The organism is Eubacteriales bacterium mix99 (genome assembly GCA_038396605.1).
In the GTDB taxonomy this organism is placed as follows: domain Bacteria; phylum Bacillota; class Clostridia; order Caldicoprobacterales; family DTU083; genus UBA4874.
In genome coordinates, this window is record CP121690.1 from 174,857 (window position 1) to 188,273 (window position 13,417).

Consider the following 13,417-nt stretch of genomic DNA (forward strand, 5'->3'; position numbering starts at 1 on the left):
TTCACCCGGCGTCGCCAATAATCATTACCTGTACCGTCCGTTCCCGGGCACGTGTCTGGTCAAAATCAATAAAGTATATAAATCCATATTCTCCCAGATCCAATTTCCCGTCGATCATCACCACGGTCACGTTCCTTCCGATAATGGAGGAACGAATATGGGCATCCGTATTATGGCATCCCCGGGCGTCCTCCCCATGTTCTTTCGCAAATTTCAGGGCTTTGGGGCCGGGATGCAGATATATTCCCTCCCTGCAGCATGTGGGGACAAGATTCTCCATCACGTCCACCAGATCCTGCTGCAGCGTCTCCAGCCCTGTCACAGACAGATCAAAGGCGCATTCCTGCGTAATGACGCTGCAGGTCGTATGATGGGAATAAACAACGACTATGCCGTTTCGGATGCCGGATCTTGCCGCAATAACCCTGGTTTGAGCGGTCACATTATGGAATGTGCAGACCCGGTTGTTGGATTGTACCGAAAAAGTTTCCCGATATACCATGTAAATCTCCTTCCCACCGCCGGCACCGGCGGCGCAAACCGATGAGAGAAAACGTTTTTCAAGCCGATCCCTCCTGTTGCCAAATGGACTATCTGTCCTGTCTTTTCAGGTCATCCGCAGCCCTTCGGACTGCCCCGATCATCTCGTCGATCATGGCGATGGGGTCCTTTGCCTGCATAATGCCCGATGCTGCTCCGGCAGCTTCGGAACCGGCCATGATAAAATCATATACCTGCTGCCCGTTGGTGATACCTGCTGCCTGTTCCACCAGAATATCCGGGTAGATGGCCTTGATGGATCGGATGGATTCCCGGACATAGCCCATATCGCTGACGCCGCTGCCGGCGCCGCCGATCAGCTCCGTCGGCTCCGGATTGATGATATCCGGATGCAGCTGTGCGATGGCCCTGGCCTCGGCAATGGAATCCGCGCAGGCAAAAACCAGGAAATCCAGTTCTCTGGCCCGGTCCATGGTTGCCCTGACCGCAGGCAAGGCCATGGGCTTTTCGCAGTGATTGACCACAACTCCCCTGGCGCCGGCGGCCTTCAGCCCCTCCGGCAAAATATCCGCCATGCCGCGTCCCGGACGGAGCGTATCCATATAGGGGGCCAGGAGGATCACATGTTTCGTGTTCTCCGCCACCATGCGGATTTCTGTGGAAGGTGTAGTAAACAATACATCGATATCATACTTTTCCGCGGCGGCGTCGGCCGCTTTTGCATACTCCAGAACCGTATCGCCATAAATATAATTTTTGGTTCCAATCTCAAAATAAGGTGTTCGGATTACAGGTTTCATATCATTTTTTACCTCTCATTATTATATCATTCCTATCGGTTTCCTTCTGTCTTTTCGTTCCCGTTTGTATGAACTCCGGCAAAGCAATAACCGTTTTACCGTGGCACTCGGCCGAAAACCTCTCTTGCGTTGTTCCGGAAGATATCTTCCTTATCCTGCCGGGTTAAGTGCGCTTTTTCCATCTCACTGAGCATATTATGGATCTGCTCATAGACATAAAAGGTATATCCCGACTCCGTTTCTCCGGATTCATGATGATTCCTGTTCCACATAAAATTTTCCCTGGCGAGGTTGATATAGGAAGTCTCCGTCCATTTTCTGCGCCCATGCCATAAAAAGATGGGCTCGTCCGTCCCGAACAGGATGCGCTTCGGACTTAAGAATTGCAGAGCCATCCGATGCACTTCCGGATTCAATACCGCCGCGGTGTCAAAATAAAATCCGTGGATATCCCCGCCCATTTTCCGAATGGCTTGTTCAAAGAAATATGGCGTGAAGCACCGGCCAAAATGGGCAAGCACCATGTTCAGATCCGGATATTTCCGGCGGATTTCCTTCAGTTCCCGGATGTTGGCGTCATCCGGCATTCTGCCTGCCCGGGGCAGATGCATCACAACGGGCAGGCGCAGCTTTTCTACCAGTGCCAGCTGAGAATGGGGCATAAACTGAAAAATGCCGATATCCGCCCCCTTCTTCCCGGAAACCATGTCCGGATAAGGCTTTACCCCGGAAAAATTCTTTTCCGTCAATTCCCGCTCCAGGTATTCGACGGAATATTCGGGCTTGATGCACATCAGACCGTATGCGATTTTACCCGTGTCCGCGCAGCGGGAAACATAGTCGTTATTGGCCTCCATATGCACCTCGCGGATCGGAAAGGGGAAAGCGGTCAGGCTCCATTTCTGATCCGGGAAAAGCGTATCATAATAATACGCCGCATCTTCCGCCGTCATATGCATGCCGCTTTGCAGTGCCCAGTCGTCCCGAATACGTTCCCCGGGTACATCGGCAATATGCTCCGGCAAATTGATATGGGTATGGGCATCGATAAATTCCCGGGGCATTCTATCCTTCAGATGCTCCTCGTAGAATCTTCGGTCCCGCTCCGTATAGTGAAAATAATCGTATCGCATGGAGAATTCTCCTTCCGTTTACCCAGCTGATCCTTCCGAATCGTTTTGCATACCATCCCGCATCTTCCGGAATTTTGTATACTTTTTCTCATAATACGGCAGATTCTCCGGAATCGGTTCATACACATGCTCCACATGAGTGATCGTCTTTGCTGCGGTTTCATATCCGTCATACCAGCCCAGGCCGCAGGCGGCAATCATACCGGCGCCGACGGCGCACAACTCCGTCTGGTTCAGACGAAGGACCGGAGTCTCTGTAATATCCGATATCATCTGGCACCATATGCGGCTTTTAGCAGCTCCGCCCACCAGGATAAGCCGGCGGACGGCGAACCCGTTATTGGCAAAATCCTCCAGCCCACGTTTTGCGCCGAAAGTCACGCCTTCCATGATGGCCCTGGCAAAGTCAAACCGGTCGTGGGCCAGGGTAATGCCGGTAAACGCGCCCTTGGCTTTCGGGTTCCAGATGGGATACGCCGCTCCCGCCAGGTAGGGATAAAAGCACAGATCCTCATCCTTACGCTTTGCGACTTCCCGGTCCATCTCTCCAAAATCCTCCCGAAGGAAATGATTCCGATACCATTGCAGGGACCCGCCGGAACAAATCAAAGACGCCAGTGAACCGTAAAGCCCGTCGACGGGGTGTTTGCCTGCCGCGATAAAGCTTTTTGTTTTCAGGGGCTTTGTGCCGACTCCCAGCAGTACCCATGCCGTACCCGCAGAAAGCAGCATGTCCCCCTCATGGACGGCGCCGGCTCCGACGGCGGCGCAATATTGGTCGTGCAGGCCATTAAAAACCGGAATGCCGGTTTTCAGTCCCATAAGATCCGCAGCGTTTTTACAAAGCTTTCCCACTTCTGCGCCGGAGGGCAGCACCGGCGTCAGTTCCTGTTCGCGGATACCGGATGCCTCCAGTATTCTACTGTCCCAGCACCCGTTCCCGATGTGATACAGCTGCCGCATTGCGGCATTGGTGGGATCGATCACAGCACTGCCGGTAAGGAAACGGTTCATGAATTCCAAAGTGGAAAGAAACGAAGACGCCTTCCCATACCGGGGCTGTTTCTTCATATGCATGATTTTAGCGGCATCCAGGGAAGGATTGGCCTTCCAGCCCGTCGCCCCATAAATATACTCGTTGGAAAGCTTTCTCTCCAGCTCAGCAGCTTCCTCAACCGAACGGCTGTCCATCCAGGTCAGGGCGTTTCCGATGGTTTTGCCGTCCCGATCCAGGGCCACCGTGCTAGCGCCCTGTGTGGACAGAGAAATGGCTTCCACCTGACTGCCGCCAATCCCTCTCAGAGCTTCCCGCACTGCCGCCGTGGCGGCCTCCATCCAATCCTCCGCCCGCTGCTCCATATGGCATCCGTTACTGAAAAGCTTCAATTCCCGGCTGCCGGAAGCGGCAATCCGCCCGTCCCTTGCCAGGATAAGAGCCTTGACACAAGTTGTTCCGATATCCAGTCCGATCACAAACATAGATTTCCTCCCGTTAAGCATGGGCTTTCATTCACCGCCGTCTTCCGCATCATAGTCTCACCCGCTGTGAGTGAATTTTAAAGGTCCTGATTCCGGATCCCGTTGTACCAGCTGCCAAACGGCCTGGCAATGGCTTCGCTGACATAGCAGACGCCTTTCCCCAGGCGCATGATGGATGCGGGGCATTCCATGGAGATCGGGCCATACAGTTCGATTCGGGAGATCATCCTCTGCCAGGAGTCCCCTCCCGGATTGCAGAAGGTATGGATTTCAAATCGTTCCCTGGCATTGATGATATCCCTGGGACCGATGGTCACCGCTCTGGGAGGCACCGCCCAAACGTCGCCGGAAGCTCCCATAGATGCGAAAAGAGAGTTTTCACAGATCGTAAGAGGTGTCTCAGTGGTGAGACGGGATCCCAATTTACAGAATTCCTCCAGGGAATCCGCCTGGAACTCCTTCGCTCCGGGATCGATAAACGCCGTATGCCCCGGCCAGCCGGTAGCGGAATAAACCACATCGGCACCTCCGTCGCCGCATTCCTCGATCATCCGGGAATAAACATCGGTTCCCTTGTTTTCATCGGTAAAAACATGCCAGTGATCTTCGGAAGGACGAAGATCCTCGCGGATATTTCCGTAAAAATGGTTGCGGAACGAATAACCCAGACCCGCGCCGTAGGTCAGGGGCGCAACATTCCCCTCCCCGTCCGCCCATTCGTCCATGGCGAAAGCATCCACATTGCGGCAGCTGACATTGTACCGGTTGATCGTTTCCGCCACAGCGGAATAGACTCCTGGCCACTGATTCGGAAAAATCATGGTCAGATGCCTGTCCATGACGTCACTCAGATAGATCCGGTGAAAAATATCCTGTGCCAATACCAGCGTGGGGTCCAGCACCACTTTGACAGAAAAACCGTTTTCGTTGGTATATTCCATCTCCTCCCGCTTGATCCCCCGCACTCTCTCCAGCATTTCCACATCTCTGGAAGGCAGCCAGGATGCCGGTTCAAAGACAAATTCCTTCTTCACTTTACCTTCCTTCCTTTCTGTACCATTTTCATTCTTTCTCCGTTGCTTTTGTCAGAAATCATGATAATACCGCAAAGCCCCGGCCCGCCGAAACGATAGGACGGCAGGTCCGCCTTTCTGCGGCAGGATTTTTCAGGCATTCCCTTCCTGCTCATGGGCACCACACCAGCGCAGCAGGAACAAAGCAAGGGCTTTGCAGTGTTCCCGCAGTTCTTTCTGCTCCACGAATTCGTCGAATTGATGAGCGCCGCCATAGAGCCTGAAATCCCTTACCAGACCGAAATTTAAGCTTACCGGCGATCCGTACTTCAGAAACACTGACAGGTCGGAGAGACAGGCACCGGAGATCCTGACCGGACTTCCGGATACTTCTTCCGCTGCCTGTTTCAAAGTCTGCAGGGTTTCCTCCTCATCGGGAAGGGACAGGCAATGAAAAAACCGGGTCAGTGGATAAAATCCGCCGGTTCGGACGCCCATCCGTTCCAATCTTCCCCGGATCCGGGCAGTTGTTTCCTCCAGCTCCTCCTTGATTTCCTCCTGTGGTTTGTCCGTATAAAACACAAAACTCAGCTTGCCCTGTTCCAGATTGCAGCCGATGCCTCCGTCCCCTGCCAGAAATTCATAGAACCGAAATGCGGAGCGCTCCATATCTGTTCCGGCAAAATAACGGTTCGCCTTCAATTCCGCATATCTATTATTGATAAATAACCGCAATTCCTCCCGCACGACCAGCAGCGCATCCACTGCCAGCGTGGAGGAATCTTGCGGCTGCAGCGCTTCCACACTGATTTCCATAATCTGCCCGCCCATGGAACAACTCCAGATTTCATAGTTGCCGCCGTCCGTATTGACAATGGCATCGCAGCGGTGCTTCAGACTCGCCCCCAGTGCACCGTTGCCGCCGCCGTATTCTTCATCGCAGTATGCCTCCAGGACTACATCGTTTTCCAATTCAATCCCGCACTCCCGAATTGCCCGCAAAGCGATAACCGAGCTGGCAATTCCGAATTTGTTGTCGTTGGCTCCACGTCCATAGATCCGGCCATCCCTGATCACTCCGCCAAAAGGATCCACGCTCCACTGCGCCGGATCCCCCGCTGGCATGACATCCGTATGCGATGCCAGCATAACCCTTTTCGTACCATGAGGGGCATGGTACACTGCGCTGAAGTTCGGCCGCCGGTCCGTGCCGCGGCCGGGCAGGTATCCGGAGCTTTTCGTAACACCGGGTACATGATCGGGATAATATTTCTCCGTCTGCAGGCCCAGGCTCCGGAATTCGTCCATAATCAGGCCTTCACATCTCTCCTCATCCCCGTGACTGCTGTAGTTGACGGAAGGAATCCGTATCAGGCGTGACAATAGATGATCCAGATTCTCTCCATGCCGATCGATGTAGGATAGGACCTTTTGTTCCATATTCTTCATTTTCTTTATCATCCCCTCATTAAAAAACGTCATAGCGGCCCCTTTTTCTGAATACCCGTCCGATTGTCCTTCTACTTTCGCTGCTGCAAATCAAATTGTTCCATATAAGTTTTTTCTTCTTCCGTGTATTTGCGCGAAGTATTGACCACTTCCCCGTTATTCCACCTGCGGTCTTCCACCTCTTCCGTTGTACCCATAACGGTGATATTCAGCTGCCTATGACGGGCGCGGACCTGATCCCAATCCACAAAATAAATATGGGCGAATTCTCCGCCGTCCAATTCCCCGTCCTTGATGGTTAAGGTTTCGCTGCGGCCGAAGAATGCGCTGCGCAAATGTCCGTCCGTGTTCATGCTGGTATAGTCGCCGGGTTCGTTGACATATCGGCCAAACTGTGCATGAATGGGACCGGGATGACGATATTGATGTTCTTCAGTGAAATCAGGGATCAGCTTACGCATAATATCCAGAAGATCATGCTGCAGATATTCCAGATCAAAAGAATCGATATCATGGGAACATTCCTGTATCATCACACTGCAGGTAGTATGATGGGATGCAATACAGCAGGTGCCATTCTTTATACCGGAAGCTTTTACGATCTCCATCACTTCTCTGGAAACGTCGTGAAAAGTGGGAATCCATCCTCTGGACTGGAGTTCGAGCTCTTTTTGGTACACTTTAAATTCCATACTTCATTCCTCCGGATTCATTATATAATGATATAATACATGTCGGATTGGCGATCTGGATTGACAGGCCGCCGATGCAAACGCCGATTGGGTATGACGGCAATGGTGGCCCGGACAAAAAGGATCCTGTTGCTTTGTGGATGATATTATTATAGTCAGATAAAACGCGAAAGTCAACTATATCTTTTAAATATTTATATATTGCTTTTCTTAACAGGATATTATACGATATATGAGACAATGCATCGTATTTATTCTTAAAAAGAAAATATTATTATCTTATATCGGAAAAGCTATTCAAAGCCAGTCTGCGGAAAAGGCCCTGTCAAAAGGGTAAATTCAGTGCTTTGAGCTTTCATGAAAACGGAGGTCATGGTATAATGAAAAAAGAGGCTTTACTTCAGGCAAAGGCCGTATATGAAATCGAATCGGAGTGCATTCGGGAGATGCGGGCTGTTTTTGATGAAGAGCCGTTCGCCAAAGCGGTGGATGTATTGGCAAAGGCGGCACGGATCGGAACAACCGGCTGCGGGCATTCCGGCATCATGTGCCAACATCTGGCCCATTTATTATGCTGCATCGAGCGGCCTTCCCGGTTTATCTCACCGGCTGAGGCGGTGCACGGGGCTTTGGGATTTTTACAGAAAGGCGATGTCATGCTCTTTGCCTCCCGCGGAGGGAAGACAAAGGAATTGCTTCCGATCATGGATATATGTAAGGCAAAGGGCGTTACAAGAATAGTGGTAACGGAGAACCTGGAATCACCGATGGCCCGGAATGCTGACATCGTTTTAAAGCAGTACGTGAACCGTGAAACCGATCGATATAACTCCCAGGGCACGACATCTTCCACAGCGCTGTGCGTAATCTTTCATATGCTTCAGACGGCGCTGATCGAAGAAACCGGATACAAAAACGAACAATTTGCCCTGATCCATCCGGGCGGGGCTGTTGGAGAACGATTAAATCAAAAGAAAGAGGAAAGCCGGCAAGGATGATAATAGGCGGGCTAATTGGGATACAGGGTGATATCCGGGATCTCATGATTCATTATTTTATGGGCGGAGGGTACAAATATGGCTACAGAAAAACTGAAAATCGATACGCGCAGAAATAAAATTATAGAGATTTTAAATCGGGACGGGCAGGTACGTGTATCACAACTGAGCAAAAAAATGGGCACGACCATGGTTACCATCCGAAGTGATCTGGATGCGCTGGAAAAAGCAGGATATCTGGAACGTATACAGGGCGGCGCAGTACAAACATCGTTCAATAATTATAATCTGGAATTTTTACGCAAGAAAAAAGAGCATTCGGAAGCTAAAAAAAGAATAGCAACCGCAGTTTCGGGATTCATTCATGACGGAGACACCATATTGATCAATTCCGGAACCACAACCTATTACACAGCTATCGAGCTGAAAAAACATAAGAATCTGAATATCGTTACCAATTCCCTGACTGTGGCAATTGAGCTGGGATCCTGCCCCTCGCTCAAGGTCATTTTACTGGGTGGAGAAACCAATTCGCAGGATTCCTTCACTTATGGCAACGATGTGTTGGAACAGCTGAAGCGGTATAAAGCCAATTATGCCATTCTCTCCATAGACGGGGTCTGTCCGGAGGAAGGTGTTGCAGCAATTCATGCAGAGGAAGCAATGGTCGACCGGATGATGATGGAGCGCGCCAAGGAGACGGTCATTGTGGCGGACAGTCAGAAACTGGGCAAAGAAGGATTTGTCTATGTCTGCGATTTAAAGGACATCGATAAACTTGTCACGGAGAAAGGGGCGGAGCCCGGTATTGTCAGGCAGATACGGGATGCAGGCATCGAGGTGATATCAGGCTGACAGGCTTTCATTACCGGCACAGCAGCTCCTGTAAAAAGGCGGGTTGGCATGAATAATCCTCTCCTATATGTCATGCGTCGTGGTGCCATCATAGACCGATGGCAGCAGAGCCGCAGGATCCTCCCGATTTATCTTCTTTAAGATCTCCTGCCAGCGGCTTATATGGTTTTCATGCACAATGCAGGGAACAAAGCCCAACCGTATATAGGTCTTAATGGCAGGGATGCGAAAATCATCCGTTCGCAGCACCATTCTGGAAAATCCCTCTTTCCTGGCTTGCTCCATGGCTGCCAAACTCACGTAAAACCCCAGGCGATGCCCGGAATGCTCCGCCATTGCTCCGACCATATGCAATACCGCACAGTCCGGGGGATAATCCGAAGTAACCCAGGAGGCAGCGGTAGCAACGGGTATGTCCTTACCATCCACCACGAAAAGAACCCTTTCCGGCCGATAGGCTTTATCCTCTGTCATCATACGATAGGAAAATGTTACTTGAAAGGATTCCGTTATAATCCTTTCCCAGGCTTTGTCGTCACCCGGGCCCTCGCTCCGGATCCCATATGGTTCCGGGACAGTCCGCTCCGGAAGATGATCTAGATGAGAGTACAGCATCATCAGCGGTGGTTTCTTTATCTCGACAGATCCGTTTGACATTTCAAATTCCCTCCATTTTATCCGGCCACTGCCTTGGATCCGGTACAGGAAGCCAAATCCCCTCCTGCTGTATCGACTCCTGACTGATCAGTCCTGGCAATGTCATATCCAAAGAATCGTAAATATCGATGGGTACTCGCTTTCCCTCATAAATCGAGTCAATAAAGTCCGTCATGACCAAAACATCCGAACCGCCATGCCCGAAGGATTCCTCTTTGACGCTGATATCCCGCCACAGCTTCGGCATGTACTTTTCTTCAAACCTGACGAGGGGATCCCATCTATCCTTTTCGCTTTCCCCGGTTACCCAAATCCGGCTGACCTTCTGGTCCTCCCCTGTATACCTTTCTTCATAGGCCGCCCCCGTCCCCTGCAAGACATAGTTTAGGCAATACGGGCGCGGCGAAGAAAGATCTGTCCGTATTTTGGCCAGACTTCCTCCCGCCGTCCGGCACAACATCACTGCGCTGTCATCTCCGCCGATATCCCTTCCTGTAAGATCCTGATTATGTCTTCCGGTACCCGTACAGCAAACATATTCCACCCTGTCCCCCGGCATCCAACTTAAGATTGGACCCAGGCTGTGGGTTCCATAAGTGATTCCCCGTGTTTCGAATTGATATTTACGCCTCCAGGGAGTTTCATACAGCAGATTGCGGCAGTCATGAAGATACTCCCCTTCCGCATAAAAAACCTGCCCAAATACTCCTTCCCGTACCATTTCCCGTATGATCATGCAAGGCTTTCTGTAGTTGCAGTTTTCCCCCATCATATACTGCGCACGGGATGACCGGCACGCTCTCAATAGCTTTTTGCATTCCTCCAGGGAAACAGCCGCAGTCACTTCACTGAATACATTGACGTTCCTCTGCAGGGCTTCGATGGACTGGCTGACATGCAATGGCATTGGGGTCCCGATAATGACAATATCCAAATTCCCTTTTTCCAGCATCTCGATATAATCCGTATATCGGTCCACTCCGTCTATCCCGTCCAGCACCTTGTCCAACGCTTCCCGATTCAAATCGCAAGCTGCTGTCAGTACCGCTTTGCCGCTTTCCCGAAAGGCGGAAAGGAAAGCGGACGGACGGCCGGCCGCACCGACAATCCCTGCTTTCAGTTTTTCCATAAATTCTCCATTCTGCCGCTATAAGGCGGCACAAATAAAAATGAAAATTGGTACAAAGCATTCCGTATATTCCAATTCGCCCCACGAACATACTGCATTTCAAAATCCTTTAAAGCTTTCTCGTAAAGCAGCGCATATCCACACAGGGAATTCCGTTTTCCAAAATGGTCTTCGGGTAATTATCGGTAAAAAAACTTGGTATCGTATGGCTGTACTGAAAGCCCAGTGACAAATAAAAGCCTTCTGTTTGAGAAGTAGTACCAACCAGCATATAGATATACTTTCTCGAGGCAATACGCATAAGCTCTTTCATTACCCGGGTTCCGATCCCTATTCCCTGCAATGGCTTTATGACTGCAATATTCTTAAGCTCACATCCTCCGTCTTCCAGGGGATACAGTACCGCCACGGCGGCCGTAATCGCTCCATGCCGGCAAATGTACAGATCCCCATCGGTTAAATAACGCTCTATCATCTTGACACAGGGATCCGCCAACAAGAGGATACTCATATAATCTTCTTTGCCACATTCAATTTTCTGTAGCTCCATAAGCAATCTCCCTGCTCGAAAAGCCAGCACATCGCTGTCGAAAGAACGGCTTCCCGGGAATGATTTCTACCAGCAATTTTATAATAGAAAATATAGCTTTCCTTTATAAAATTATTTGCCAGTTCATACGTCTGTATTGTATATTATCCTGATATAAAAATCAATATATTAGTATTTGAAAAACATCATTATCGTACTCACCCTTTAATGGCTCCAATCATGACACCTTTCACAAAGTATTTCTGAACAAAGGGATACATAATCATAACCGGCAGCGAAGAGACGACGATCAGCGAATACTTGAGCAAATCCGCCATTCCCTGTTTGGCTTGTTCCAACTCCGGATCAACAACCTGACTGGCATCAATGGTATTGGCGATCAGGATTTCACGAAGTATAATCTGCAATGGAAAAAGCTTTCTGTCATTCAAGTACAGGAATGCATTGAAATACGCATTCCAATGCCCAACCGCATAGAATAATGTTATGGTCGCCAGTATCGATTTGGAAAGCGGCAAAACAATACTGAAAAAATATCTTGTATCACTGCATCCGTCAATCTGACTGGCATCCAATAAGTCGGAAGGAATTGTGCTTTGAATGAAAGTACGGGTAATAATCAGATTGTAAACAGAAATGGCACCGGGTACGATCATCACCCAGGGAGTGTTGATCAAATGCAACTGCTGCATCAGAATATAACCTGGAATCATGCCGCCGCTGAATATCATGGTAAATGTGAAAAGCAGCATGAAAAAATCCCTGCCTTTCAAGTCCTTTCTCGACAACGGATAAGCGCCGATCATTGTCATAATAACATTCAGCGCCGTACCGGCAAATGTATAGAAAAAGGTATTGAGATAGCCCCCAACAATATCCTTGTTCCTGAAAACAGCCTGATAACCCTCCAGACTGAAATCCACAGGCCAGAGTACCACCCGGCCGGATGCCACTGCAGACGGCGAGGAAAAGGACGCCGATATAATATAAACAAGTGGATACGCTACAATGACCAGCAACAATAACATAATCACATTCACAATGGTATAATAGGTCCGGTCTCCCTTTGAAAGCCGGAATCCGGAACTTCCTTTTACTGCATTCATATCCTTGCCTCCTTACCAAAGCCGGTTATCGCTGACCCGTTTGCTGAATGAATTGACCAGGCAGATCAAAGCAAAATTGATCGCCGAGTTAAACAGGCCAATCGCCGTAGCATAAGAAAAATCCTGTGTGCTGGATGCAATACCCACCTTGTAAACATAGGTGGAGATTACTTCACTGGCACGCAGATTCAGACCATTTTGCATTAAAAACACCTTTTCAAACCCAACATTCATAATCTGTCCGGAATTCAAAATCAGCATAATGGTTGCTGTGGGAAGAATACTTGGGAAATCAATGAATCGCACCCGCTGAAATCGGCTGGCGCCATCGATTTCAGCTGCCTCATGCAATTCACTGTCCACGGAAGCCAGGGCAGAAATGTATATAATGCTTCCCCACCCGAGACCCTGCCAGACGCCGGACCAGACATACAAATGACTGAAGGCTTTCGGCATACCAATCAGATTGGGAAGATCCGATCCGGCCAATGCCCGGTAAAGCATACCAAAAAGTCCAATACGCGGATTGATCATCTGAAGTACCATCCCCACAAGAACTACTGTGGATATAAAATGCGGAATATAGGTAATCATTTGAATACTTCGCTTGAATTTATAGTTGCGCATGGAATTCAAAAGCAGGGCAAAAATAATCGGTATTGGAAATCCGGCGATCAGGCTGTACAAAGAAACCCGAATCGTATTTTTCAGGACCCGTTCAAACATATAGGATTTAAAAAATTTCGTAAATTGATCCAATCCAACCCAGGGGCTTCCCCAAATACCGAGTCGCGGGGAAAACTTTTTGAACGCCAACTGGAGTCCGGCCATGGGAACATAGGCAAAAACAATAATGTATACCAACGGCAGCAAAAGAAATAAATAGAGCTGCCAGCGGGACAGTATTTCCTTTCTCCGGACAGACCTTTTTTGTCTGACAGGTTTTAAGGTTCGCATAACAATAGACACAGAACGTCCCCTCCTCTTATACTCTTTCAATAGATCCGGGGGAGTCCATAGGCCCCCCCCGGATTTTTAAGGACACAATGAAATTC

Annotated in this window: 15 protein-coding genes; 2 read left to right on the plus strand and 13 right to left on the minus strand. The window is 49.7% G+C overall.

The genetic code is table 11. The features are described from left to right. Position 1: 1 nt before the first annotated feature. From QBE55_00650 to QBE55_00685, 8 genes are all read right to left on the minus strand, one after another. Positions 2–502 (minus strand): secondary thiamine-phosphate synthase enzyme YjbQ, encoded by a 501-nt coding sequence (locus QBE55_00650; protein ID WZL78717.1) that lies wholly within the window; start codon positions 500–502, stop codon positions 2–4. 88 nt (positions 503–590) lie between these two features. Continuing rightward, positions 591–1,301 (minus strand): triose-phosphate isomerase, encoded by a 711-nt coding sequence (locus QBE55_00655; protein ID WZL78718.1) that lies wholly within the window; start codon positions 1,299–1,301, stop codon positions 591–593. Between the two features lie 95 nt (positions 1,302–1,396). Continuing rightward, the gene (locus QBE55_00660) at positions 1,397–2,434 is read right to left on the minus strand and encodes a TatD family hydrolase (protein ID WZL78719.1); all 1,038 of its coding nucleotides are present in this window, start codon (positions 2,432–2,434) and stop codon (positions 1,397–1,399) included. 18 nt (positions 2,435–2,452) lie between these two features. After that, positions 2,453–3,913, minus strand: a complete 1,461-nt coding sequence (locus tag QBE55_00665) for an FGGY family carbohydrate kinase (protein ID WZL78720.1) — start codon at positions 3,911–3,913, stop codon at positions 2,453–2,455. 77 nt (positions 3,914–3,990) lie between these two features. Continuing rightward, positions 3,991–4,947: a hypothetical protein gene (locus tag QBE55_00670; GenBank protein WZL78721.1), complete on the minus strand. Its 957-nt coding sequence runs from the start codon at positions 4,945–4,947 to the stop codon at positions 3,991–3,993. Next, complete coding sequence (locus QBE55_00675) at positions 4,944–5,087, minus strand: hypothetical protein (GenBank protein ID WZL78722.1); 144 nt, start codon at positions 5,085–5,087, stop codon at positions 4,944–4,946. The genes QBE55_00670 and QBE55_00675 overlap by 4 nt, the downstream gene beginning before the upstream one ends. Continuing rightward, complete coding sequence (locus tag QBE55_00680) at positions 5,080–6,375, minus strand: M20 family metallopeptidase (GenBank protein ID WZL78723.1); 1,296 nt, start codon at positions 6,373–6,375, stop codon at positions 5,080–5,082. The genes QBE55_00675 and QBE55_00680 overlap by 8 nt, the downstream gene beginning before the upstream one ends. A gap of 71 nt (positions 6,376–6,446) precedes the next feature. Further along, positions 6,447–7,067, minus strand: a complete 621-nt coding sequence (locus tag QBE55_00685) for a YjbQ family protein (protein ID WZL78724.1) — start codon at positions 7,065–7,067, stop codon at positions 6,447–6,449. 380 nt (positions 7,068–7,447) lie between these two features. Between QBE55_00685 and QBE55_00690 the strand changes: the two genes are divergently transcribed. Together QBE55_00690 and QBE55_00695 are read left to right on the plus strand one after the other, a co-directional pair. After that, entirely contained in the window at positions 7,448–8,065 is a 618-nt protein-coding gene (locus tag QBE55_00690; GenBank protein WZL78725.1) for an SIS domain-containing protein, read from the plus strand. A gap of 78 nt (positions 8,066–8,143) precedes the next feature. Then, positions 8,144–8,920 carry a DeoR/GlpR family DNA-binding transcription regulator gene (locus QBE55_00695; protein ID WZL78726.1) on the plus strand — a complete coding sequence of 259 codons (777 nt, stop codon included), beginning with the start codon at positions 8,144–8,146 and terminating at the stop codon, positions 8,918–8,920. A 63-nt stretch (positions 8,921–8,983) separates the two neighbouring features. On the opposite strand, the gene QBE55_00700 is transcribed toward QBE55_00695, so the two are convergent. The 5 genes from QBE55_00700 to QBE55_00720 all read right to left on the minus strand — a co-directional run bounded on the left by QBE55_00700 (position 8,984) and on the right by QBE55_00720 (position 13,331). Next, on the minus strand, positions 8,984–9,577 hold the full coding sequence (locus QBE55_00700; protein WZL78727.1) for a GNAT family N-acetyltransferase: 594 nt from the start codon (positions 9,575–9,577) through the stop codon (positions 8,984–8,986). Position 9,578: 1 nt separating this feature from the next. Next, complete coding sequence (locus QBE55_00705) at positions 9,579–10,706, minus strand: Gfo/Idh/MocA family oxidoreductase (GenBank protein ID WZL78728.1); 1,128 nt, start codon at positions 10,704–10,706, stop codon at positions 9,579–9,581. Positions 10,707–10,815: 109 nt separating this feature from the next. Beyond that, complete coding sequence (locus QBE55_00710) at positions 10,816–11,256, minus strand: GNAT family N-acetyltransferase (protein ID WZL78729.1); 441 nt, start codon at positions 11,254–11,256, stop codon at positions 10,816–10,818. 197 nt (positions 11,257–11,453) lie between these two features. Further along, on the minus strand, positions 11,454–12,362 hold the full coding sequence (locus tag QBE55_00715) for a carbohydrate ABC transporter permease (protein WZL78730.1): 909 nt from the start codon (positions 12,360–12,362) through the stop codon (positions 11,454–11,456). A 12-nt stretch (positions 12,363–12,374) separates the two neighbouring features. Next, a complete protein-coding gene (locus tag QBE55_00720) occupies positions 12,375–13,331 on the minus strand; it encodes an ABC transporter permease subunit (GenBank protein ID WZL78731.1) in 957 nt (318 codons plus the stop codon). Positions 13,332–13,417: the final 86 nt, after the last annotated feature.

Bases quoted from the DNA above. Each gene is read 5' to 3' on its own strand.
- QBE55_00660 (WZL78719.1), bottom strand. From the start codon at position 2,434: ATGCGATACGATTATTTTCACTATACGGAGCGGGACCGAAGATTCTAC.
- QBE55_00680 (WZL78723.1), bottom strand. From the start codon at position 6,375: ATGAAGAATATGGAACAAAAGGTCCTATCCTACATCGATCGGCATGGA.
- QBE55_00675 (WZL78722.1), bottom strand. From the start codon at position 5,087: ATGCCTGAAAAATCCTGCCGCAGAAAGGCGGACCTGCCGTCCTATCGT.
- QBE55_00655 (WZL78718.1), bottom strand. From the start codon at position 1,301: ATGAAACCTGTAATCCGAACACCTTATTTTGAGATTGGAACCAAAAAT.
- QBE55_00705 (WZL78728.1), bottom strand. From the start codon at position 10,706: ATGGAAAAACTGAAAGCAGGGATTGTCGGTGCGGCCGGCCGTCCGTCC.
- QBE55_00650 (WZL78717.1), bottom strand. From the start codon at position 502: ATGGTATATCGGGAAACTTTTTCGGTACAATCCAACAACCGGGTCTGC.
- QBE55_00710 (WZL78729.1), bottom strand. From the start codon at position 11,256: ATGGAGCTACAGAAAATTGAATGTGGCAAAGAAGATTATATGAGTATC.
- QBE55_00695 (WZL78726.1), top strand. From the start codon at position 8,144: ATGGCTACAGAAAAACTGAAAATCGATACGCGCAGAAATAAAATTATA.
- QBE55_00690 (WZL78725.1), top strand. From the start codon at position 7,448: ATGAAAAAAGAGGCTTTACTTCAGGCAAAGGCCGTATATGAAATCGAA.
- QBE55_00685 (WZL78724.1), bottom strand. From the start codon at position 7,067: ATGGAATTTAAAGTGTACCAAAAAGAGCTCGAACTCCAGTCCAGAGGA.
- QBE55_00700 (WZL78727.1), bottom strand. From the start codon at position 9,577: ATGTCAAACGGATCTGTCGAGATAAAGAAACCACCGCTGATGATGCTG.
- QBE55_00715 (WZL78730.1), bottom strand. From the start codon at position 12,362: ATGAATGCAGTAAAAGGAAGTTCCGGATTCCGGCTTTCAAAGGGAGAC.
- QBE55_00665 (WZL78720.1), bottom strand. From the start codon at position 3,913: ATGTTTGTGATCGGACTGGATATCGGAACAACTTGTGTCAAGGCTCTT.